Consider the following 21,548-nt stretch of genomic DNA (forward strand, 5'->3'; position numbering starts at 1 on the left):
GAACATTCGTTCAAGACTCGAATCAGCCACCCGGCGAGGCTGATTCGTATGACTACGACTGACAGATCCCGCACCGGTCGGCGGCTCGGCCTCGCGGTGGCGGTTTCGGTGCTGGCCGGATTGCTGGTGTCGAACACGATGGCGGTGAACCGCGAGGAGGCTCGGGCCACCGGTGCCGGGTTGATCGCGCTCGACGGCGGGGAACTCGCCGTCTACCAGGACGGGCCGGCGGGAGGACCTGCGCTGGTGCTGATCCACGGGCTGGCCGCCTCGGCGCACTGGTGGGACGCGGTGCTGCCGGAGCTGTCGCGCGCACACCGCGTGATCCGGATCGATCTGCTCGGGCACGGGCGTTCGGCCAAACCGTCGGGCGGCGGGTATTCGATTCCGGAGCAGGCGCGCCGGGTCGGCGCGGTGCTGGACCGGCTCGGCGTGCGGCGGGCACTGGTGGTCGGGCATTCGACCGGCGGTTCGGTCGCCACTTCGCTCGCCGAGCAGCGCGGGGCACTGGTGAGCGCGCTGGCGCTGGTCGACACCGGTCCGCGACCGGACGCGTTCGTCTCCGCGGGCCCGGCCGGGCGGCTATTGACCGTTCCTGTTGTAGGACAACTGCTGTGGCGATTTCGTACCGATGCCCTGCTTCGGCGATCGATGAGTTCCGCCTTCACGCGCGAGCTGGAGATCCCGGCACGGCTGGTGGCGGATCTGCGTGGGCTGACCTATCACGCGCTCACCGCGACGTCGCAAGCCTCCACCGACTATCTCGCGCAGCGGCCCATCCCCGAACGCCTGAAAACTTCGGACAAGCCGCTGCTGGTGCTCTTCGGCGCGGCCGATCGCAGGTGGCGGCCGGAGTCGGCCGCCGACTACCGGGTGGTGCCGGGGGCGCGGGTCGAACTGCTGGACGGTGTCGGGCACTCACCGATGGTCGAGGATCCGGCGCGCACGGCCGCCGTGCTGCTGGATTTCGCCGCGGCGCACGCCGGGTGACCCGTTACCGGCGTGGCGGGGCGAAGCGCCGCTGGGACTGCTCGCGCTCGGCGGTGATCTCGACCCGGCGGCGCGCCATCGCGGCCGCCGGGTCCGCGCCGGTGGTGAGGGCGGTGATCAGGGCCGCGGCGTCGTCGATGGCTTCGCGGGCGCCACGGGCGGCGGCCGGGGTGATGGCGTGGTCGGCGTCCCCGCACAGGATCACCGGCGCGGCTGGGGGCGCGGCGTCGGCGAAGGGAACGATGCGGGTGTTCGACACGTGCACCTGATCGGTGGCGGCCAGCAGCGCGTCGAGCGTGTCGGACAGGCGCGGTGCGGCTTGGCGGAGCACGTCCGACCAGCGCGCCGTCGGGTGCGTGCCGTTGTCCTGCTGGGGGATCGGGTCCCGGGTCAGTCGTACGAACCAGGACGCGGTGGCGCCGGACCAGTGCTGGCCGAAGGTGGCCAGCGGCAGCGGGCCGGGGCCGGGCACGCCGTCGAAATGCATGGTCTCCGGCTCGGTGGGGAGCTGCACCGGCCGCGTGGCCGTGCCGTAGACGATGATCTGCCCGGCGTAGCGCGCGGCGCGCTCGGGTTCGAGCCGGCGGCGGGCGAGGGAGTCGGTGCCGTCCGCGGCAAGCACCAGGCCGGGGCCGCTGATCTCGCGCGCGCCGCTGAACAGGGCGCCGGTTTCGGGATCCAGGCGGGTGACCGGGGTGTCGTAGCGAATATCGGCCGCGGCCGCGAATTCGCTCAGCACCCGCATCAGCTCCGTGCGCCGGTACAGCCGCTGGCCGTGCCCGTCCGCGACGCGGCGGCCCTCGGGGAGATGGTGAAAACGCAGTTCCCGCACCGGATACGAGGCCGCGTGCAGGTCCGCGCCCGGGACGCCGAGCCGGTCGAGCACCTCGTGCGCGTGCCCGTCGAGCACCAGGAACGCGCCGCCGCCGGCGCCGCTCTGCCGTTCGTAGACCGTGACCGGGTGCCCGTGCCGGGCCAGCGCCCCCGCCAGGACGGTTCCGGCGATGCCGCCACCGATGACCGTGACCATTGGTCCCCCTAGACTCCCGAACACCTACCCAGAACAGCGGATCGCTTGCGGCAGAATACCTTTAGCCGTGGCGAAGGGGCCAGTGCGGCCCGGGCCCGCCGGGGCCGACACTGGCCAGGGTGCCTTCGTGCCGCCCGCGTGTCGGATACCGCCTCCACCCTTCGGCCGCCTCCGGTCGGCAAGCTGATTCGGTCGAGTTGACCAGCGGATTGGGAGGTGGCCCGATGGGCCGTTCGGTGCGACTAGCCGTGGTGACCGTGGCACTGGGCTGCCTGATGAGCGCGCCCGCCGCCTGGGCGGACCCGCTCGACCCCGAGGTCCCGCCGCGGACCTCGATCTCGGTGCGCACCTCGTTGCCGAACGTGCAGTGGGGTACGCCCAACGAGCACGACGAGCGCGGCGCGCTGTCGCTGGCGAAGCTCTACATCGTGGACTACGCGCTGCGCCACGGCGACCGCTCGCCCGAGGACCGCGCCCTGGCCGAACGCATGATCCGCTACTCCGACGACGGCGCCGCCAACACGCTGGCCGCCAAATATCCGAACGCCATCGCGGAGGTGGCCGCCGAATACGGTTTGCGCGCAACGCATCCGCACGAGAGCTGGCAGATGAGCACGACCAGCACCGCCGACGTCGCCGACTTCCTGAACAAGAAGCGGGTCAGCGACCCCGAGTCGCCAATCCTGGACTGGATGTCGCAGCCCGGCAGCGTGGCCGCCGACGGCACCGTCCAGGACTGGGGGACGGCCTGGCTGCCGGGAGTGATCGGCACCAAGTGGGGCTGGTCGGACTACGACACCGTCGAGGTCGCCTCGGCGTCCTACGGCATGGGGTTCACGGTTGCCGCGCACACCTACGGCACCGGGCCCGAGCAGACCGCCGACGTGCTGTCCGCCGTGCCGGATGTGCTGACCAAACTGATCGCTCGTCGCCTGGGGCTGCGGGTGCTGGAGTAACTATTTATCACAGCTGTGATAAATTGAGTTCATGCCGGCACGGATCGACGCGGAACAGCGACGCAGGGATGTGGTCGACGCGGCGTTCCGGCTGCTGGTAGCCGAGGGCTTCGCCGGCCTGTCGCTGCGCAAGGTGGCGGTCGAGGCCGGTCTGAACATCGGTTCGGTGCGGCACTACTTCGAGGATCACCGGGATCTGCTGGTCGCCGCCGCCACCGAGGTCGGCGATCGCATGGGCGCTCGGCTCGAACGGCACCCCACCGCGGCGCTGCGCGGACTGACGGGCGCGGCCGCCGCGGACGCGTTGCGGGCGCTGGTCGAGGAACTACTGCCGGTGGACGAGGCTCGGCGAACCGAGTCGATCGTGCTGCTGGAATTCATCCTGGCCGCGCGGGTCAACCCCCTCTTCGCGCCGGTGACCGAGCGGATGGCCGCCGACCTGCGGCTGGTGCTGACCGAGGCGCTGCGCGTCCTCGGGGTTGCCGAGCCCGCCGAGCGGGCCGAACAACTGGCCGCGGTGATCGGGGGCTTGGCGATCGACGCGGTGACGCCGCACGGATCGCTGTCCGTCGAGCGAATGCGCACAACCCTGCGGGCGCACCTGGATTCGGTGCTGTCCGCCTGACCTGACCCCATAATTTCCGACCCGGCGCCTGCGCGGCCCCGGGGAAACCGTTCTGCGCGAAGGAGTCTCATCGTGCCCGCGTGGCTGTTCGCCCTGTTCGCCGGCGCTTTCGTTCTCTACACCGACGACTACGTGATCGCGGGCGTGCTGCCCGAGATCGCGCGGGAGTTCGGTGTCGGCGAGGCGCGGGCCGGTCAATTGGTGACCGTGTTCTCCGTGACCGTCGCGCTGGCCGCGCCGGTCGCCGGAATCGCGCTGGCGCGCGTCTCCCGACGGCTGTTGTTCGGGGTCGCGCTGCTGATCTTCATCGGCGCGAACCTGGCTGCCGCGGTGGCGGATTCGTTCACGATGCTGCTGATCCTGCGGGTGCTGGCGGCGCTCGCGGCGGCGGCCGCGACCCCGGCGCTGTTCGCCTACGCGGCCGAGCGTGCGCAGGAGGGACGCACCGGCCGCTACGTCGCGGTCGTGGCGCTCGGCGTCACCGGATCGCTCGCCGCCGGAGTGCCGATCGGCACCTGGATCGGCGGCCGATTCGGCTGGCACGCGACCTTTCTCGCGATGGCGATCGCCGGGGCGGCCGCGCTGGTCTTCCTGCTGGGCACGCTGCCGGACGCTGAGCGCGCCGGTGGGGTGCCGGGACTCGCCGAGCAACTGCGGGTGCTCGGAAGTCCGCCGGTGTCGCTCGGGCTCCTGGCGAACTGCGTCCTGATGACGGGCTCGATGATGATGCTGACCTACCAGGCATCGTTTTTCGCCGCCGTCAGCCGGGCCGGCGTCGATCAGCGGGCACTGGCGTTCGCGCTGTCCGGAACGGCCGGGCTCGCGGGGGTGTGGCTGGGTGGGCTGGCCACCGACCGCTGGGGGCCGGATCGCAGCCTGCGGGTCGGGATCGGCAGCTTCGTGGGCACCATGGTGGTGCTGTGGGGGCTCGGATTCCTCCGTCCGGTACCGCTTTTCGTCATCATGGGGATCGGGACGCTCCAGGGCGGCATCGCGTTCTGGAACGCGCCGGCGATCCAGGCCCGGCTCTACCTGCTCGCCGGTCCGGTCGCGGGGCAGGCGCTGGCCCTGAACACGTCCGGAACCTATCTCGGGGTCGCGCTCGGTGGCGCGGTCGGGGGGCTCACATTGAGTTGGGCCGGGGCCGAACAGCTTCCGATCGTCGCGGCTGTGCTCGGTGCCGGCGCTCTGGTGCTGCTGGGCATGGCGGCGCGCGCGGAGGCTCCCGCGGCCACCCGGCTCAGGGCGCGGTCGGGCGCCAGACGTCCCGAGCGATGATCTCCAGGACGAGTGCGCCGATGTTCCAGGCGTCGTCGGCTCCGCTGTGGTGCCGCCCCTCCAAGGGGAGACCGGCGATGCCGAGCGCGCCTGCCATGCCTTGGCGGCGGTTGAGCCGGTATGCCTCGGAGAACAGCATTTTGGCGTTGGTGTATACCGCGCCGAACGGGTACGGGGTGCCGGTTGCCCGGCACTGGGCGAGGAACTGTTTGCGGTCGTAATCGCCCCAGCTGGCCCACGGCCGGGTACCGGCGGAGTGCTCGGCGGCGAGCACCCGGCAGGCCGCGGCGAAGGAGACGCCGGTGTCGACCTCGTCCTGGGTCAAGCCGGTGAGCTCGGTGCAGAATTCGCTGACCGTGGAGCGTGTGGGCCGAACCAGAATGCGGTGCTTGGCGATTCGCGCACCGGCGTCCAGATCGACTACGGTGAGCCCGATTTCGATGATCTCGTTGACCGCGCCCGGCGGCGGTTTGCCCTCCCAGCAGGTCGCCTCCACGTCGACGACATTGAGTAGTCCTTGATTCATCGGCCGAGCCTAGGACTCGCTCTGCGCTCCGCTCAATCGAATTAGCGCCCGCCGGTCAGCCGATTCGGGCCGAGGCGGGCACGAACTCGGCGGGGACCGTGAAGACGGCGAGATAGTGGTCAGCGGTCACGCATCTGATGTTCTCGCCGCCCGTCGGCACCGGGTGCAGCTGCTGTTTCGAAATGGCCAGGTAGGCGCTGTCGTTCTGACAGCCGAGCAGGACGAAGCCGAAGGCGCGCAGGTCGCGGCCGCGGTCCAGCACCTCGGCGCGGATCGAATCCGCTGTGCCCGGGGGCAATCCGCGCAGGAAGGTCTCGAGCTGATCGAGCTGGCTGATCTCCATGCCGCGCGGATCCGTGCGATCGATCCGCTCGAAGGCGAGCAGGCTCGCGGGGCCGGGTGCGCCGAGCAGGTTGGTGGCCAGGCGGGCGTCGGGCCGGACCTCGCCTTTCGGCATCGCGAAGACCGCCAGATGTTCCCAGCGGGCGTAGCACTCCTCGGGCCCGTCGGAGGCGCCGGTGAGGCGGGTCGAGTAGCTCGCGCCGCCATCGGCGGTGGTCAGTTTCGCGCCGTCGCCCGGTGCGCAGGTACCGCCCCAGGTGAACGCGATCAACGTCTCGCGGTCCAGATCGCGGCCGGACAGCTTCTCCTGCACCAGCTCCTGCTCCACCCCGGAGTAGTTGGCGAAGCGGCCCGCGTACTGCGTCACCTCCGCCGCCGAGCGCAGGATCGCGTCGCCCTCCGGCGGCAACCCGCGTGTGGGTACGAACAGGACGAGCTCGGCAAGACCGACATCGTGGACGGAGATGGTACGGCCATGGGGGCCGAAGTCGTTCCCGTCGGCCAGGCGGGCCAGCACGGCACCCAGGACCAGCCCGATCACCAGCGCGGCGACGATGCTCACCCAGTATTTCCCCCGTATGCGCATTCCTCCACCGTGCCACGAACACCGGCTCCCGGCACGAGCCGCGGCTATTCGGGGGACGCGGCAGGACGGTCGAGGATGATCGCGGAGGCGCGGGCGCGGACCTCTTCGCGGGTGCGGCCGGGGTGGCCGGCGGCGAGGAAGTGGTTGCCGATGGCCAGGCAGAAGGCGAGCAGGCTGCGGGCCTCGATTTCGTCGGGGTCGGTGCAGAAGGTGCCGATCATGTCGCGCAGCAGGCCCATGCGGACGTCGTCGACCCGGCGCAGGCGCTCGGTGACGGCGGGATCGCGGCGGGCCCAGTCGCGGATCGCGAGGTCGATGCCGAGCAGGCGGTCGCCGGAGAGGGTGAGTCGTCCGGCCAGCACCACGCGGTCGCGCGGATCATCAACGCTCGCAACACGTTCGAGCACATCCACGGTGCACTCGCGTTCCCATTCGTCGAGCATCGCCTCGAGCAGACTGTTGCGATCGGCGAAGTAGCCGTAGAAACCGCCCTTGGTCACGCCGAGGGTTTTGGCCAGCACTTCGACGCGGACGGCGTCGACCCCGCTGGCGGCCAAGGTGTGCAGTCCCTGTTCGATCCACGCCCGGCGTGGAGTGCGCGCAACGCCCATGGTGCGGCTCCTCTCCGGGAGCCACCGTAGGCGACCGCGCGGCGGAACGGGTTATCGGGCCGGTTGCCCGGCGCAGAGCGCGGCCGTGAGAACCCGGCCCGGCGCGGGGAAACGCTCCGCGTCGACGAAGTCCTGATTCATCGCGACGGCCACCGCGCGGCCGGTCGCGGGCACGACGCCGCCGTAGGTCAGCGACCCGGGGATGCCGCCGTTGTGCCCCCAGAACTCCAGCCCGCACGGCAGGGTGAGCCGCAGCAACCCGAGTCCGTAGGTCATCGTGCTGCTGCCCTCGATCGCCCGGACCTGCTGCATGTCGGCCAATTGCGCAGGGGGCAGCAGCTTTCCGTCGAGCAGCGCGGCGAAGAAGCGGGCCAGGTCCGCGCCGGTGGAGACCATCGCGCCCGCCGCGCCGGCCGCGGACACGTTTTGATCGGTGTAGTCGACGCGCTCGCCGCGGACTTCGCTGTAGCCGATCGGATGTGGGCCGCGCAGGGCTGTTTCTCCGGGCTCGGGGTAGTAGGTGTCGCGCAATGCCAGCGGCTCGAGGATGCGGCGGGTGATCTCCGTGCCGACGGAAGTGCCGGTGATCTGCTCGATCACCATGCCCGCGACGACGTAATTGGTATTGGAGTAGGCCCATTTCGAGCCCGGCTCGAAGTCGGCGGGGGCGTTCAGGGCGGAACGCAGGATGGCGGGTACGTCCGCGATCTGCCAGCGCACCTGCGGGGAGAGATAGTCGATCTGGTGGGGTGCCGGGGTCGCGCCGAACTCCGCCGCGAATTCGGGTAGACCGCTGGTGTGCTGCAACAGGTTTCGGAGGGTGATCCGGCCGCCGTCGATGCCCGGGCCGTGCACCACGCCCGGCAGGTAGCGCTCGACCGGCACGTCCAGTTCGAGCCTGCCCTCGCCGACCAGTTGCAGCGCAACCGTGGCCACGAAAGTCTTGGTATTGCTGGCGATCCGGAAGCGTGCGTCGTCGGCGAACGGTGCGCCGGTGGCCAGATCGCCCGCGCCTGCGCTCACCTTCCAGACCTCGCCGCGATCGTCGATGACCGCCTGGCCGCCCGGAAAGCCCAGCCGCACCGCGTCGTTCAGTGCGGCGGCGACCGCTTCGCGGCCGACTTCCGGCCCGGGCTCGGCCTGGTCCGCGCCGCACGAGACCGCGCCGATCAGCGCCGCGATCAGAATCGCTAGTTTCGGTTTCACCGGCACCAAACTACGGAGCGCAGGCGCTGGTTATCAGCCTGCTAACACCCCGATCCGCGGTGGTGGCGACACCACCCTCGGAACGCCGGAGAATCGCCTCGGCGCCGGGTAACGTCCGGGCGAGTTTCGTCGATTTCCTTCGACCAGAAAGCAATTCGTGATCATGATCGACCATCCCCCGCTGCCCGAAGCCGAAGTCAAGCTGCTGGACCGGGTCACCGAACTCGCCGCCGGATTCGCCGACACCGCGGCCGCCTACGACGAGCGGGCCGAGATCCCGGCCGCGAACCTGCGGGCCCTGCACGAGGCGGGCGCCGACCGCGCGGTGCTGCCCGAGTGGGTCGGCGGCACCGGTCTCAGTTACCGGGGCTTCGGACGGCTGCTGCGCGTGCTGGCCGCGGCCGACGCCTCCACCGCGACGATCTGGCTGATGCACGCGGGCGCCGCGGTCGGGCTCGCGGAATTCACGCGCGAGACCCTGGGTCCTTTTTCGCCGAAGAACTACTGGCAGGTAAACGTTTCGCGAACGCTCTGTCCGAACCGGCCAGCGGCAACCGATTTCTCAATCCGCAGCAGGACGCGATCGCCGCGCCGGGCGGCTGGACGCTCAGCGGTGCGAAACGTTTCGTCTCCGGCGCCGAGATCGCCGACTATCTGATCGTCAACGCCCGGGTGGACGGGGCGCCCGCGTTCTTCGGCGTGCCGATGCCAGACCAGTCGGTTTCTATTATTCCGATCTGGGACACCCTGGGTTTGCGCGCGACTCGCAGTCAGCTGCTGGCCTTCGACGAGACACCGCTGCGCGCCGAATACCGTGGACGGGCGCCCGGACCTACCGATTTCCAGGTGATTCCGGCCGGTCTACCAGCGATTTCGCTGGGTGTCGCGGACGCCGCGCTGGCGGCGCTGGTGGCGCACGCGCGCGGCCGGATCATCCTGGAGAAGCCGCTCGCGCACCAGCAGTGGGTACAGTTCGAGGTCGCCGATGTCGAATCGCGTTTGGCGGCAGCGCATGCGCTCTACGATCGTGGACTGTCCGAGGCCGACAATCGGCTGCCGAGCTTTTTCCCCACCCTGATGCGCGCGAAGTACCTGGCGAATAAAGTTGCCGTAGAGGTCGCGCAATTGGGCGTTCGCGTCGGCGGTGCCTCGGGTTATTTGAAACAGTCTCCGATCCAACGACATCTGCGTGACGCCGAAGCGGGTCAGCTCATGGCGTACTCGACAGAAGTCATGGCTGGGGAAATCGGTCGTGAGGTGCTCCAGGTGACCGACGAGTAACTCGCAGAAGCGATAGTGAACGTGCTTACCTAAGGGCCAAACCACAGCAACGGACGGAAGGAGCCGGCGAGTGTTCAACCGCATCGCCATCGTGAACAGGGGCGAGGCCGCCATGCGCCTCATTCATGCCGTGCGGGATCTCGCGGCAGAGACTGGACGGTCGATCGAGACGATTGCCCTGTACACCGATGTCGATCGCAACGCGACATTCGTGCGCGAGGCCGACGTCGCCTACGACCTCGGCCCGGCAGCGGCGCGCCCGTACCTCGACCTGAAGGCCCTGGAAAAGGCCCTGGTCGCGACCCGCGCCGAAGCGGCGTGGGTCGGCTGGGGTTTCGTCGCCGAAGATCCGGCGTTCGCGGAACTGTGCGAACAGATCGGGGTCACCTTCATCGGCCCCAGCCCGGATGCCATGCGCAAACTCGGTGACAAGATCGGCGCGAAGCTGATCGCCGAGGAGGTCGGCGTTCCGGTCGCACCCTGGAGCCGCGGCGCGGTCGAGACCGTGGAGGCCGCCAGCGCCGCCGCGGCCGAGATCGGCTACCCGCTGATGCTGAAGGCGACCGCCGGCGGCGGTGGCCGCGGCATCCGCATGATCTCCAACGAAGACGAACTGGTCGACGCCTACGAGCGCACCCGCCAGGAGGCGGTACGCGCCTTCGGCAGCGGCGTGGTGTTCCTGGAACGCCTGGTCACCGGCGCGCGGCACGTCGAGGTGCAGGTCATCGCCGACGGCCAGGGCGCGGCCTGGGCCCTGGGTGTGCGGGACTGCTCGGTACAGCGGCGCAACCAGAAGGTGATCGAGGAGTCGGCCTCGCCGGTGCTCGGCCCCGATCAGGTCGCCGAGCTCAAGGCCTCGGCCGAGCGGCTGGCGATCGCCGTCGAGTACCGCGGCGCGGCCACCGTCGAGTTCCTGTACCACCCGGGCGAACAACTGTTCGCCTTCCTCGAGGTCAATACCCGTTTGCAGGTCGAGCACCCGATCACCGAGGTGACCACCGATTTCGATCTGGTGCGCGCGCAGCTGCACGTGGCCGCGGGCGGCCGGCTCGAGGGCGAGCGCCCGCTCGAGCGCGGCCACGCCATCGAGGCCCGGCTCAACGCCGAGGATCCGGATCGTGATTTCGCGCCCGCCCCCGGCCGCATCGCCCGGCTGGACCTGCCCGCCGGTCCCGGTATCCGGGTCGACACCGGCGTCAGCGAGGGTGACACCATCCCCGCCGATTTCGACTCGATGATCGCCAAGATCATCGCCTACGGCCGGGATCGCGAGCAGGCCATGGGCCGCCTGCGCCGGGCCATGGCCGAGACCCGCGTGATCATCGAGGGCGGCGCCACCAACAAGAGCTTCGTGCTCGACCTGCTGAACCAGCCCGAGGTGATCGACGGCAGCGCCGACACCGGCTGGATCGACCGCGTTCGCGGCGAGGGCCGGCTGATCTCGCATCGGCACTCGGCCGTCGCGCTGGCCGCCGCCGCCATCGACGCCTACGAGGAAGAAGAGCAGATCGAGCAGCAGCGGCTGCTGTCCACCGCCTCCGGCGGCCGGCCGCAGGTGCAGCACGAGAGCGGTCGCCCGCTCGACCTCAAGCTGCGCGGCGTCGGCTACCGCGTGCGGGTCGCCCGCATCGGCGCGCAGCGCTTCCGCATCGGCATCGAGGCCGGCGGCGAGATCAGCACCGCTGACGTCGATCTGGAGCGGTTCGACCGCTACACCGGCCAGATCGTGGTCAACGGCGTGCGCTACCGCCTGATCACCGGCACCCACGGCACCATCCACCTGGTCGACGTCGAGGGCGTCACGCACCGGGTCAGCCGCGACGAGGGCGGTGTCGTCCGCTCGCCCGCCCCCGCGCTGGTGGTGGCCACGCCGCTGCAGGTCGGCGACGAGGTCGAGGCCGGCGCGCCGGTGCTGGTGCTGGAGAGCATGAAGATGGAGACGGTGCTGCGCGCGCCGTTCAAGGCCCGGCTCAAGGAGTGCGTCGTCTCCGTCGGCACCCAGGTCGAGACGGGCGCGCCGCTGCTGCGCCTGGAGCCGATCGTCGACGAGGCCGAGGCCGAGGAGCAGACGGTCGGCGACACCGTCGAACTGGACCTGCCCGCCGCGCCCGACCAGGTGCTGCCGGACGAGCGCACCGCCCGCGGCCAAGAGGATCTGCGCAGCCTGCTGCTCGGCTTCGACGTCGACCCGCACGACGAGCGCCGCGTGCTCGACGATTACCTCGCCGCGCGGGCGACAGCCGTCCGCGACGGCCGCCGTCCGCTGGCCGAGGAACTCGAGCTCATCGAGGTCTTCGCCGACATCGCCGAGCTGAGCCACAACCGCTCGCTGGAAGAGGACGGCTCCGGGCACGTCTACAGCGCCCGCGAGTACTTCCACACCTACCTGCAGAGCCTGGACGTGGAGCGGGCCGGCGTGCCGGAGTCGTTCCAGGACAAGCTCGCCAAGGCCCTCGCGCACTACGGCGTCACCGAACTGGATCGCACCCCCGAGCTGGAGGCCGCGGTGTTCCGGGTCTTCCTGGCCCAGCAACGCCTGGCCGACACCACGCCGGTGATCACCACGCTGCTGCGCGAGTGGCTGCCGGAGCCGGTGCCGGACCAGGTGCTGCGCGAGCCGGTCGGCTTGGCGCTGGAGCGGCTGATGGCCGCGACCCAGGTGCGGTTCCCGGTCATCGCCGACCTGGCCCGCGGTGTCGTCTACGCCTGGTACGGCCTGCCGCTGCTGCGGCGCAACCGGGCGCGGGTCTACACCAACGTCCGCCGCAACCTCACCCACCTGGACGCCAATCCGGGTGCGGCCGACCGCGCCGAGCGCGTGTCGGAGATGGTGCGCAGCACCGAGCCGCTGGTGCGGCTGCTCGGCCAGCGCCTGGAGCGCGGCAAGCTCGACAACACGGTCATGCTCGAGGTGCTGACCCGCCGCTACTACGGCAACAAGGGCCTCACCGATGTCCGCACGGCCGAGTTCGACGGCTGCACCTTCGTGGTCGCCGAGCGCGACGGGCTTAGCCTGGTCTCGGCCGCCGTGCGTTTCGACGCGCTCGACGCCACCCTGCGCGGTCTCACCGAATTGGCCACGGGCGCGGCCCCGGTCGACGTCGACATCTACCTGAGCTGGGAAGACCAGCCCGACGATTTCGACGCGGCCGCCGCGGCGCTGGGCGAGGCGATCGCCGCGCACGCCCTGCCGAACCAGATCCACCGGATCACCGCCACGGTCGCCGGCAGCGGCGGTGCGGTCATGCACCACCACTTCACCTTCCGGCAGTCGGCCACGGGCATGGCCGAGGAACGCCTGATCCGCGGCCTGCATCCCTACATCGCGCAGCGGATGCAGATGGAGCGGCTGCGCAAGTTCGACCTCACCCGCCTGCCGTCCTCCGACGACGAAGAGGTGTACCTGTACCGCTGCGTCGCCAAGGAGAACCCGGGCGACGATCGCCTGATCGCCTTCGCCCAGGTCCGCGACCTGGCCACGCTGCGCGACCAGGACGGCCGGCTGCGCGCGCTGCCGACCGCGGAGATCACCATCGCCACCTGCCTGGATTCGCTGCGCCGGGCCCAGTCGCAGCGGCCCTCCAACAAGCGGTTCAACACCAACCGCATCGTGATGTACATCTGGCCGCCGGTCGATGTCACCCGCGCGGAGTTGCAGTCGATCATCGGCGGGCACGTGCTGCCGACGACGGCGGGCGCGGGCCTGGAGGAGATCCTGCTGATCGCTCGCGAGCGCGATCAGGAGACGGGCGAGCTGACGAAGGTCGCGCTGCGCATCTCCTTCGACGCGCACGGCGGTTCCGAGATCACCGTCGGCGAGCCGACCGACGACGTGGTCGAGCCGATCGACGCCTACCGGCAGAAGGTGCTGCGCGCGGCCAGCCGCAACACCGTCTACCCGTACGAGCTGACCGGTCTGCTGGGGCAGTTCACCGAGTACGACATGACCGACGAGCACGTGCTGGTCCCGGTCGACCGGCCGCGCGGCCGCAACAGCGCGGCGATCGTCGCGGGCGTGGTCGCCACCCCGACCGAGCGCTACCCCGAGGGCGTCACCCGCGTGGTCCTGCTCGGCGATCCGACGAAATCGCTGGGCGCGCTGTCGGAGCCGGAGTGCCGCCGGGTGATCGCCGCCTTGGATCTGGCCGAGCAGATGCGGGTGCCGCTGGAGTGGTACGCGCTGTCGGCCGGCGCCCGCATCTCCATGGAGTCGGGTACCGAGAACATGGACTGGGTGGCGGCCGCGCTCAAGCGGATCGTCGAGTTCACCCAGGACGGCGGCGAGATCAATATCGTCGTCGCGGGCATCAACGTCGGCGCGCAGCCGTACTGGAACGCCGAGGCGACGATGCTCATGCACACCAAGGGCATCCTGGTGATGACCCCGGATTCGGCGATGGTGCTCACCGGCAAGCAGGCGCTGGACTTCTCCGGCGGCGTCTCGGCCGAGGACAATTTCGGCATCGGCGGCTACGACCGGGTGATGGGTCCGAACGGCCAGGCGCAGTACTGGGCGCCGAGTCTGCTCGGCGCGCGTGATGTGCTGATGGCGCACTACGACCACACCTACATCGCTCCGGACGAGAAGAGCCCGCGCCGGGCGCGCACCAGCGACCCGGTCGATCGCGACGTCTCGCCCTTCCCGCACGTGGTGGCGGGCAGCGATTTCACCACCGTGGGCGAGATCTTCTCGGCCGCGGCCAATCCGGATCGCAAGAAGCCCTTCGATATCCGCACGGTCATGCGGGCGGTGTCCGACCAGGACCATCCGGTGCTGGAGCGCTGGGCGGGCATGGCCGACGCCGACACCGCCGTGGTGCAGGACGCGCACATGGGCGGTATCCCGGTGTGCCTGCTGGGCATCGAGTCGCGCGGCATCGCGCGGCGCGGTTTCCCCTCCACCGACGGTCCCGACACCTACACCGCGGGCACGCTGTTCCCGCAGTCGTCGAAGAAGGCGGCGCGGGCCATCAACGCGGCCAGCGCGAACCGGCCGCTGGTGGTGCTGGCGAACCTGTCCGGCTTCGACGGTTCGCCGGAGTCGCTGCGCAAGTTGCAGCTGGAGTACGGCGCCGAAATCGGCCGCGCGGTCGTGAATTTCGAAGGGCCGATCGTGTTCTGCGTGATCTCGCGGTATCACGGCGGCGCGTTCGTGGTGTTCTCCAACAAGCTGAACCCGAACATGACGGTGCTCGCGGTGGACGGCTCGTTCGCCTCGGTGCTCGGCGGCGCGCCCGCCGCCGCGGTGGTGTTCTCCGGTGAGGTCGACACCCGCACCGCCGCCGACCCGCGGGTGCGCGATCTGGGCGCCCGCGCCGCGAACGCGACCGGCACCGATCGCGCGGCGCTCACCGCGGAACTCGGCGAGGTCCGGTCCTCGGTCCGCGCCGAGAAGCTGGGCGAGGTCGCGGCCGAGTTCGATCGGGTGCACAACATCCGGCGTGCGGTCGAGGTCGGTTCGGTGGACGCGGTGATCAGCACCGAGGAGCTGCGCCCGCGCATCATCGCGGCGATCGAGGCCGGCCTGGCCGGCTGATCCGCTCGATCAACCAGGGAAGCCGCGCCGAATGCTCTTATTCGGCGCGGCTTTTCCGTCGGGCCCGGCGCACGAGATCGAGCCCGGCCACCAGCCAGACCACCGCGACCGCGAGTAGAAACCCGAGCGGGTAGGCGCGGTCGAGCACGGTGGGATTCATCGCGACGGCTCCGGAACGGCCCAGTACGGGAAGCGCGACCAGGGTCAGGGTGAGCGTGCAGATCGCGGCCCACGCCACCGTCGGCCAGAACCGGGGCGGCAGCAGGCGGCGGGCCGCCACCGCGACAACAGCGCACAGGGGAGCGAGTACCGCGTCGTGCACGATGATGCCGCCCAGGAACCACCGGCCCGTCGACAGCAGATCGGTGCTGTTCTGCGCGAGCAGCAGGTCGATGCCGTACCAGCCCAGCCAGATTCCGCCGAGCACCAGCAGGATTCGGATCACGATCATGCCCGCACCTCGATCTCGGACAGCCATTTGGTCTGCAGCACACCGGGTCGGTTCGGTGCGATCAGGCGGCACGGATAGCCGTGATCGAGCGACAGTTCCGCGTCGTTGAGCCGCAGCGCGATCAAGGTCTGATCGTCGACGACATGGGTTGCCGGCAACTGTGTGATCCGGTAGAGCCCGCTCTGTTCGAGCGAACGCACCGTGACGTCGTGTCGGCCGGTCGCGCCGACGGTGGCGAGCAGGTCCCGCAGCCGGACGCCGGACCAGTGCGCCGACGCGCTCCAGCCTTCGACGCACGCGATCGGCAGGATGGCCGCGGTCTGCGGGAGCGCTTCGAGTTCGGCCCGGGTGAAGGCGCGTTCGTTCGTTCCGGCGCGGACCACGAGCCGGTAGTCGGCGGCGCGGGCGGTGTCCGTGACGCCGGCCTGTCCGGCCGTCCGGTTGACCGGAAGTCCCTGCGGCCCTTCGCCGCTGCGCGGCGCGAGCACCGCGATCCAGCGCAGCCACGGCACCGATTGCCCGGCGACCGCCAGACCCGCGACCGTCGTCGCGGCGACGGCGGCGCCGAGCAGTCCACGCCGGGAAAGACCGGTCGTCGGCGGCTGGTCCGCGGCGGGTTCGCCGACCGGCCGCGACAGGGCGTCCCGCACGATCGGGAGCTTCACCGCGAGGTGCACCGCGAGCGCGCCGAAGGCGACGAAGGCCATCGCGTAGTGCGCGGCCGGGAAGAAGAACCGCCACGGGTAAAACTGGGCGATGTTGGCCAGGCCCGTGGCCAGCTCGAAGATCATCGAACCGACCAGCAGGGCGATGGAGCCGCGTTCCAGCAGGTGCAGCGGGTTGCCGAGCAGGGGGCGGGCGAACAGGCGCGGGTAGACCGACCACAGCTTGATCAGCAGCAGCGGTATGGCCATCACCCCGGAGAGCACGTGCCCGCCCTGCGTGACCCGGTAGAGCCACGGCGGGTTCGCCGGCCACCGGAACCAGCCGGGCGGCTGCTGGATCCAGTGGCTGAGCAGACCGGTGACGAAGCAGATCGTCACCGCGATGCCCAGGGCGATTCCGATCCGGGCGGCCACCGCCGGTGACCGGTCGGGGGAGATCCGCGCGCTGATCGCCGGGGGTAGCAGGAATTCGTTCTCGGGACGCTCGGGTGGTGCGGTGGTCACGGGTTCGCCTCGGCGAGATCGGCGGCCAGGCGGGCGGCGGTCGCGGCGAAGCGCCCGGTACACCCGGCGGCGACCGGACCGATATCGGAGTAGTGGTCGACATCGGTCAGCACCGCCAGCTCGGTGACACGATTTCCGTTGCGCAGCAGCGTGTCCCGGGTCAGTTCGCCGGTGCGATCGGTGGACATCGGCACCTCGGTGAGCAACCGGGCCGCTCCGGGATCGGTGAGGCCCAGCGCCCACCAGCCGCCGTCGGTGGCCAGGCCGAGTGCCGCGTCGCCGTCGGCCAGGAGCCGGGCCGCCGAGTCGGTCAACAGTTCCGCACCGGCCTGCGGGGTGTCCATGCCGATCTGCAGGACCGGCAGGCCGGGCCGGGCGGCGTCGGCGTGCGCGTTCGCCAGCCGGTCGCCGAAGTTCGCGCCGCGCTGCGGGATGACCTCGAAATCATCGAGGGCACCGGCGATTTCCGCCGCGTTCGCGGCCAGCGCGAGCTCGCCGGTCCACGCGACCACCCGGTGGCGCACCCGGCTGGCCCGGACCGCCGCCAGGGTGTCCAGCAGTGCCGCGGCGGCCAGCGCGGCCGCGTCGGCGGCCCGTAGCGGCGGGGTCAGCCGGGTCTTGGCGAACCCGGGGACGGGTGCCTTGGCGACGACCAGCACGGTCGCCTCGAGGATCGCTGGGGTCGGCTGCAGTTCGGGTTGCGTCACGGTATCGACGCTAAGTTCCGCCACCCCGGATTTGCCGTTGGCGCCGGTGACAAAAGTGTGACGAGGCAGGTTGCGGCCGGTCCGCGCGGGCCGGGGCTCCTACGGTGAGCGGGTGCGTAATTCGACTGATCGACAGGTGCGGGCGGACGATGCCGCCGGGGCGGGTTCGGCGGACGGGCGCGCCGAACTGGACGGCGTTGGCGCGGAGCCGCGCGATGGTGGCGCGGAACTGGACGGCGGCGGCGCGGAGCCGGACGGCGGCGTCGGCCGGGTCGGTCGGGTGGCGTGCGCGGCGGCGGTGCTGCTGGTTTCGGCCGCGTTCGTGGTGCCGCGGTTGGCGACCGAGCGCTGGCGGGACTCGATCTACGCCGCGGCCGCACCCATTTTCGGGCACTGGTACCCGCATGTCGGGTGGGGGACGGTCCCGGCGCTGGCGATCGCCGCGGCGGTCGTGCTGTACGGGCCGGCGCTGGCGGCGCGGTTGTCCTGGCCGCGGCTGCTGCTGGCGACCTGGGGGACGGCGTTCGCGTGGGCGTTCGCGCTGGCCATGGTGGACGGCTGGAAACGCGGCTTCACCCGGCGGCTGACCTCCGGGCACGAGTATCTGTACGAAGTGCCGGGTGTGCACGACATTCCGGCCATGGTGCGCGGTTTCGCGGGTCGCATCCTGGATTACCAACCGGATTCGTGGACCACCCACGTCTCCGGGCATCCGCCCGGCGCGCTGCTGGTGTTCGTCTGGCTGGACCGGATCGGGCTGGGCGGCGGCGCGTGGGCGGCGCTGGTGTGTGTGCTGGCGGGCACCTCCGCCACCGCGGCCGTGCTGGTCGCGATTCGCGCGCTCGGCGCACCGGGGCGGGCGCGCGCCGCCGCACCGTATCTGGCGCTCGCGCCCGCGGCGATCTGGATCGCGGTGTCCGCCGACGCGCTGTTCGCCGGTGTGACCGCCTGGGCCGTAGCCCTGCTCGCCGTCGCGACCGACCCGCGCCGGACCCGCCCGGGGCTCGCTGCGCTGTCCGGTCTCCTGTTCGGATTCGGCCTCTTCCTCAACTACGGCCTGGTCCTCATGGCGATTCCGGCGCTGTTCGTGCTCGCGGTCCGCGGCCTGCCCGGCGTCCGCGCGGCGTTGCCGGCGCTGGCCGCCGTCGTAACGGTGGTCGCGGCGTTCGCGGTCGCCGGCTTCTGGTGGGTCGACGGCTATCACCTGGTGGTGGAACGCTATTACCAGGGCATCGCCACCACGCGCCCCTGGACCTACTGGGTCTGGGGCAATCTCGCCGCCACGGTCTGCGCCGTGGGCCTGGCCGCTGTCGCGGCGCTGCCCCTGGTGTTCCGTGGTCTGCGGCTGCCCGACCCGCGCGCGCTGGCCGACGGGCGTGGCGCGGCCGCTGTGCTCGCGAATTCGACCGCGGCCCTGCGAGTGTGGCGCACCCGGCTGGATCCGGCGGCGGTGCTGGCGGTGGGCGGCCTGGTCGCACTGCTCGCCGCGGACCTCAGCGGCTTGAGCAAGGCCGAGACCGAACGGATCTGGCTGCCCTTCGAGATCTGGGTGCTGGCCGGCACCGCCCTCCTGCCGCGCGGCTCGGCCCGCGGCTGGCTGGCGGTGCAGGCGGGCGGCGCACTGGTACTGGCCCACCTCCTGATGACGAACTGGTGAGCCCGCGACCGGTCAGCGCCAGGCCGGCGCGCCCACGGCGACGAGCTCGCGCAGTGGGGCGGTGGCGAATTCGGCCAGGCCCTGCTCGGGGGTGACGGCGGCGGCGAAGCCCAGCAACTGCCGGGCCCGCGCCGGGCTGGCGACGATGTGGCGCACGTCCCCGGACCGGAACTCGCCGGTGACCACCGGATCCGGCCCGCCGTGCGCCGCGCTCAGGATGCCCGCCACCGCGCCGATGCTCACCGGGTGCCCGGAAGCGACGTTCAGCGCGGTGAACCGATCCAGGGGCTGTTCGAGGGCGGCGAGGTTGGCGGCCGCGATATCGCGGACGTGCACGAAATCGCGCATCTGCCTGCCGTCTTCGAATACCCGGGGCGCCGCGCCCGCGGCCAGCGCCGAACGGAAGATCGCCGCGACCCCGGAATATGGTGTGTCCCTGGGCATTCCGTCGCCGTAGACGTTGTGATAGCGCAGCGCGGTGACGGTGGAGTCGGTCGCCGTGGCCCAGGCCGCGGCGTAGTGCTCCTGGGCGAGTTTGCTGGCGGCGTAGAGGCTGCGCGGGTGCAGGGGCGCGTTCTCCTCGACCGTGGCCCACTCCAGTTCGCCACCGGTCGCCGGGTCCCGGTGCTCGAAACGCCCGGCGCGCAGGTCCGCGGTGGTCCGTCCGGGCGGCGCGACCACGGAACCGCCTGCGCGATAACAGCCTTCGCCGTAGACCACCATCGAGGACGCCAGCACCAGGCGGCGGCAGCCCGCGCGGTCCATCGCGGCCAGCAGCACGGCGGTGCCGAGATCGTTGTGACTGGCGTACGCGGGTGCGTCCTGGGCGTTCACGCCGGCCCCGACGACCGCGGCCTGATGGCACACGGCATCGATGCCCGGCAGGACCGAATCCAGCGCTTCGGGGTCACGCACGTCGAGGTGGTGGGTGCCCAGTGGGGCGGGCGCCTCCGGTCCGTGGGCGGCGGCGAGCATCAGATCGATCGCGACGACCTCGTGGCCCGCGCGCTCGAGCGCCTGCTGGATATGGGAACCGATGAATCCGGCCGCGCCGGTCAAGAGCACGCGCACGGGTCACCTGGCCTTCGCGGTTGGCAGTGTCGTCATCCCGCGATTCTCACCGCGCACGGGTGTTTTCGAGCCGTGAGTGCGGCGCGGCGCACCGACCGTCAGACTTTCGTCATACTCCCCGTCGGCGCGTCGACGTCACGGTTTCGTCATCGGTCGAGCACCATCCGCATGTTCGATTCCGGGTCATGATCGTTGCGCAGCCACACGAGCAGGAGGGCCAGACATGGCGACAATTGCCGGACGCGTACAGGCCCGGATCGACCGCCACCATGTCGACCGGGTGATCGGGGAGTGGGGCGGGCGGGATTTCCTGCGCGGGCGGGCGGCCGAGCCCGGTGACATCGTGCTCACCGGCAACGACTACCTCGCGCTGACCGGTGATCGCCGGATCGCCGAGCCGATCACCGCCGTCCTGTCGCCCGATTCCGCGGCGGCGCTGCCGGACGCGTGCGAGGGCGCGCTGGCCTATCGCATGGCGGAGTATCTGCGGGCCGGCGCCGGAATTGTCTGCCAGTCCGGGTGGGACGCCAACCTCGGTCTGCTGCAAGCGATCGCGGACCCGGCGACGCCGGTGTATCTGGACGAGCACGGTCACATGTCGCTGCGGCAGGGCGCGCGGCTGGCCGGTGCGCCGATCCAGCTGTTCCGGCACAACTCCGCCACCGACCTGGCCGAGCGGATTCACGCGCACGGTCCCGGCATCATCGCGGTCGACGCGGTGTCCAGCACCGACGGTGAGCGGAGCCCGCTGCGTGAGCTCTGCGACGTGGCCGATAACACCGGCAGCCTGCTGGTGGTGGACGAATCGCACACGCTGGGTATCGACGGCCCACGGGGCGCGGGGGCCGTGGTCGGCGCGGATCTCGTTGCGCGCGTGCCGTTTCGGACGGCGAGCCTGGCCAAGGCGTTCGCCGGGCGGGCCGGATTCATCGCGGCGCCGCACCCCGGGTTCGTCGACTACTTCCGCGGTGAGTCCTATCCGGCGGTGTTCTCCTCCGGCTTGCGTTCGCCCGACCTGGCCGGTCTCGCCGCCACCCTCGATGTCGTCCGGGCCTGCGACGATCGCCGCCGCCGGTTGCGGGAGGTGGCCACTACCGTACGGAAAGCGCTGTGTGACAAGGGCTTCGACCTAGGCGGCGGCGACGGTCAGATCGTCGCCCTGCAGACGGGCCCGGCGACGCACGGCCTGGCGGTCCGCGACGTCCTGGAACGCCACGGTGTGCTCGGCGCGATGTTCTGCGCGCCCGCGACACCGCCCGATCGCACCCTGATCCGGTTTTCCCTGCATTCGGCGCTGACCGACGAGCAGGTCGAGCGGATCATCGCGGCCTGCGCCGAGATCAGCGACGTCCTCGGCCCGGTGCCGCCGGGCGTGCCGGTCGGCGGTCGCTGACGCCTCATCGCCCGGGGTGCCGACCGCGATGACCTGCTGTTGTAGCATGGGCCACTCGCCGGACGGGCCCCGTGACAGTCGGTCCGCTCCGGTCGCGCGCCGGTCGCGATGTCCTGGTTCACGGCGCGGGTGA

18 protein-coding genes are annotated in these 21,548 nt (G+C 71.0%); 9 read left to right on the plus strand and 9 right to left on the minus strand.

Translation table 11 applies throughout. From position 1 onward, the window contains the following. Positions 1-48 precede the first annotated feature (48 nt). A complete protein-coding gene (locus AB0I43_RS16325) occupies positions 49-990 on the plus strand; it encodes an alpha/beta fold hydrolase (protein ID WP_356979521.1) in 942 nt (313 codons plus the stop codon). A gap of 4 nt (positions 991-994) precedes the next feature. On the opposite strand, the gene AB0I43_RS16330 is transcribed toward AB0I43_RS16325, so the two are convergent. Further along, entirely contained in the window at positions 995-2,020 is a 1,026-nt protein-coding gene (locus tag AB0I43_RS16330; protein ID WP_356979520.1) for an NAD(P)/FAD-dependent oxidoreductase, read from the minus strand. A 224-nt stretch (positions 2,021-2,244) separates the two neighbouring features. On the opposite strand from AB0I43_RS16330, the gene AB0I43_RS16335 reads away from it, so the two are divergent. From AB0I43_RS16335 to AB0I43_RS16345, 3 genes are all read left to right on the plus strand, one after another. Further along, on the plus strand, positions 2,245-2,976 hold the full coding sequence (locus AB0I43_RS16335; protein ID WP_357432381.1) for a hypothetical protein: 732 nt from the start codon (positions 2,245-2,247) through the stop codon (positions 2,974-2,976). A 31-nt stretch (positions 2,977-3,007) separates the two neighbouring features. Continuing rightward, positions 3,008-3,601, plus strand: a complete 594-nt coding sequence (locus AB0I43_RS16340) for a TetR family transcriptional regulator C-terminal domain-containing protein (RefSeq protein WP_356979517.1) — start codon at positions 3,008-3,010, stop codon at positions 3,599-3,601. 72 nt (positions 3,602-3,673) lie between these two features. Next, positions 3,674-4,879, plus strand: coding sequence for an MFS transporter (locus AB0I43_RS16345; RefSeq protein WP_357432383.1), 1,206 nt, complete (start codon positions 3,674-3,676; stop codon positions 4,877-4,879). Here AB0I43_RS16345 and AB0I43_RS16350 read toward each other — a convergent pair. The 4 genes from AB0I43_RS16350 to AB0I43_RS16365 are packed head-to-tail and all read right to left on the minus strand — an operon-like array spanning position 4,842 to position 8,150. Then, a complete protein-coding gene (locus AB0I43_RS16350; protein ID WP_357432385.1) occupies positions 4,842-5,405 on the minus strand; it encodes a 3'-5' exonuclease in 564 nt (187 codons plus the stop codon). The genes AB0I43_RS16345 and AB0I43_RS16350 overlap by 38 nt on opposite strands. Before the next feature lie 55 nt (positions 5,406-5,460). Next, the gene (locus AB0I43_RS16355) at positions 5,461-6,333 is read right to left on the minus strand and encodes a hypothetical protein (protein WP_357432387.1); all 873 of its coding nucleotides are present in this window, start codon (positions 6,331-6,333) and stop codon (positions 5,461-5,463) included. A 44-nt stretch (positions 6,334-6,377) separates the two neighbouring features. Continuing rightward, positions 6,378-6,944: a TetR/AcrR family transcriptional regulator gene (locus AB0I43_RS16360; RefSeq protein ID WP_357432388.1), complete on the minus strand. Its 567-nt coding sequence runs from the start codon at positions 6,942-6,944 to the stop codon at positions 6,378-6,380. 51 nt (positions 6,945-6,995) lie between these two features. Next, positions 6,996-8,150: a serine hydrolase domain-containing protein gene (locus AB0I43_RS16365; RefSeq protein ID WP_357432390.1), complete on the minus strand. Its 1,155-nt coding sequence runs from the start codon at positions 8,148-8,150 to the stop codon at positions 6,996-6,998. 163 nt (positions 8,151-8,313) lie between these two features. Here AB0I43_RS16365 and AB0I43_RS16370 point away from each other — a divergent pair, with 163 nt between their 5' ends. The 3 genes from AB0I43_RS16370 to AB0I43_RS16380 all read left to right on the plus strand — a co-directional run bounded on the left by AB0I43_RS16370 (position 8,314) and on the right by AB0I43_RS16380 (position 14,967). Then, positions 8,314-8,808: an acyl-CoA dehydrogenase family protein gene (locus AB0I43_RS16370; RefSeq protein ID WP_357432472.1), complete on the plus strand. Its 495-nt coding sequence runs from the start codon at positions 8,314-8,316 to the stop codon at positions 8,806-8,808. Continuing rightward, on the plus strand, positions 8,733-9,431 hold the full coding sequence (locus AB0I43_RS16375) for an acyl-CoA dehydrogenase (protein ID WP_357432473.1): 699 nt from the start codon (positions 8,733-8,735) through the stop codon (positions 9,429-9,431). Before AB0I43_RS16370 ends, AB0I43_RS16375 begins: the two co-directional genes overlap by 76 nt. Positions 9,432-9,501: 70 nt before the next feature. Further along, a complete protein-coding gene (locus tag AB0I43_RS16380; protein ID WP_357432392.1) occupies positions 9,502-14,967 on the plus strand; it encodes a carboxyl transferase domain-containing protein in 5,466 nt (1,821 codons plus the stop codon). 37 nt (positions 14,968-15,004) lie between these two features. Here AB0I43_RS16380 and AB0I43_RS16385 read toward each other — a convergent pair whose 3' ends face one another. Genes AB0I43_RS16385 through AB0I43_RS16395 form a run of 3 tightly spaced genes read right to left on the minus strand, consistent with a single transcriptional unit; the run spans position 15,005 to position 17,294 of the window. Beyond that, complete coding sequence (locus AB0I43_RS16385; RefSeq protein WP_357432394.1) at positions 15,005-15,418, minus strand: hypothetical protein; 414 nt, start codon at positions 15,416-15,418, stop codon at positions 15,005-15,007. Then, positions 15,415-16,533 (minus strand): molybdopterin-dependent oxidoreductase, encoded by a 1,119-nt coding sequence (locus AB0I43_RS16390; protein WP_357432474.1) that lies wholly within the window; start codon positions 16,531-16,533, stop codon positions 15,415-15,417. Before AB0I43_RS16390 ends, AB0I43_RS16385 begins: the two co-directional genes overlap by 4 nt. Positions 16,534-16,583: 50 nt before the next feature. Next, positions 16,584-17,294: a DUF2064 domain-containing protein gene (locus AB0I43_RS16395; RefSeq protein ID WP_357432396.1), complete on the minus strand. Its 711-nt coding sequence runs from the start codon at positions 17,292-17,294 to the stop codon at positions 16,584-16,586. Positions 17,295-17,574: 280 nt separating this feature from the next. Here AB0I43_RS16395 and AB0I43_RS16400 point away from each other — a divergent pair, with 280 nt between their 5' ends. After that, a complete protein-coding gene (locus AB0I43_RS16400) occupies positions 17,575-18,951 on the plus strand; it encodes a hypothetical protein (RefSeq protein WP_357432475.1) in 1,377 nt (458 codons plus the stop codon). A 12-nt stretch (positions 18,952-18,963) separates the two neighbouring features. Here AB0I43_RS16400 and AB0I43_RS16405 read toward each other — a convergent pair whose 3' ends face one another. Further along, on the minus strand, positions 18,964-20,022 hold the full coding sequence (locus AB0I43_RS16405) for an NAD-dependent epimerase/dehydratase family protein (protein ID WP_357432398.1): 1,059 nt from the start codon (positions 20,020-20,022) through the stop codon (positions 18,964-18,966). Between the two features lie 223 nt (positions 20,023-20,245). Here AB0I43_RS16405 and AB0I43_RS16410 point away from each other — a divergent pair, with 223 nt between their 5' ends. After that, positions 20,246-21,415 carry an aminotransferase class I/II-fold pyridoxal phosphate-dependent enzyme gene (locus AB0I43_RS16410; protein ID WP_357432400.1) on the plus strand — a complete coding sequence of 390 codons (1,170 nt, stop codon included), beginning with the start codon at positions 20,246-20,248 and terminating at the stop codon, positions 21,413-21,415. Positions 21,416-21,548 lie beyond the last annotated feature (133 nt).

The sequence above is a fragment of the Nocardia sp. NPDC050435 genome (genome assembly GCF_040655395.1).
Taxonomy (GTDB): domain Bacteria; phylum Actinomycetota; class Actinomycetes; order Mycobacteriales; family Mycobacteriaceae; genus Nocardia.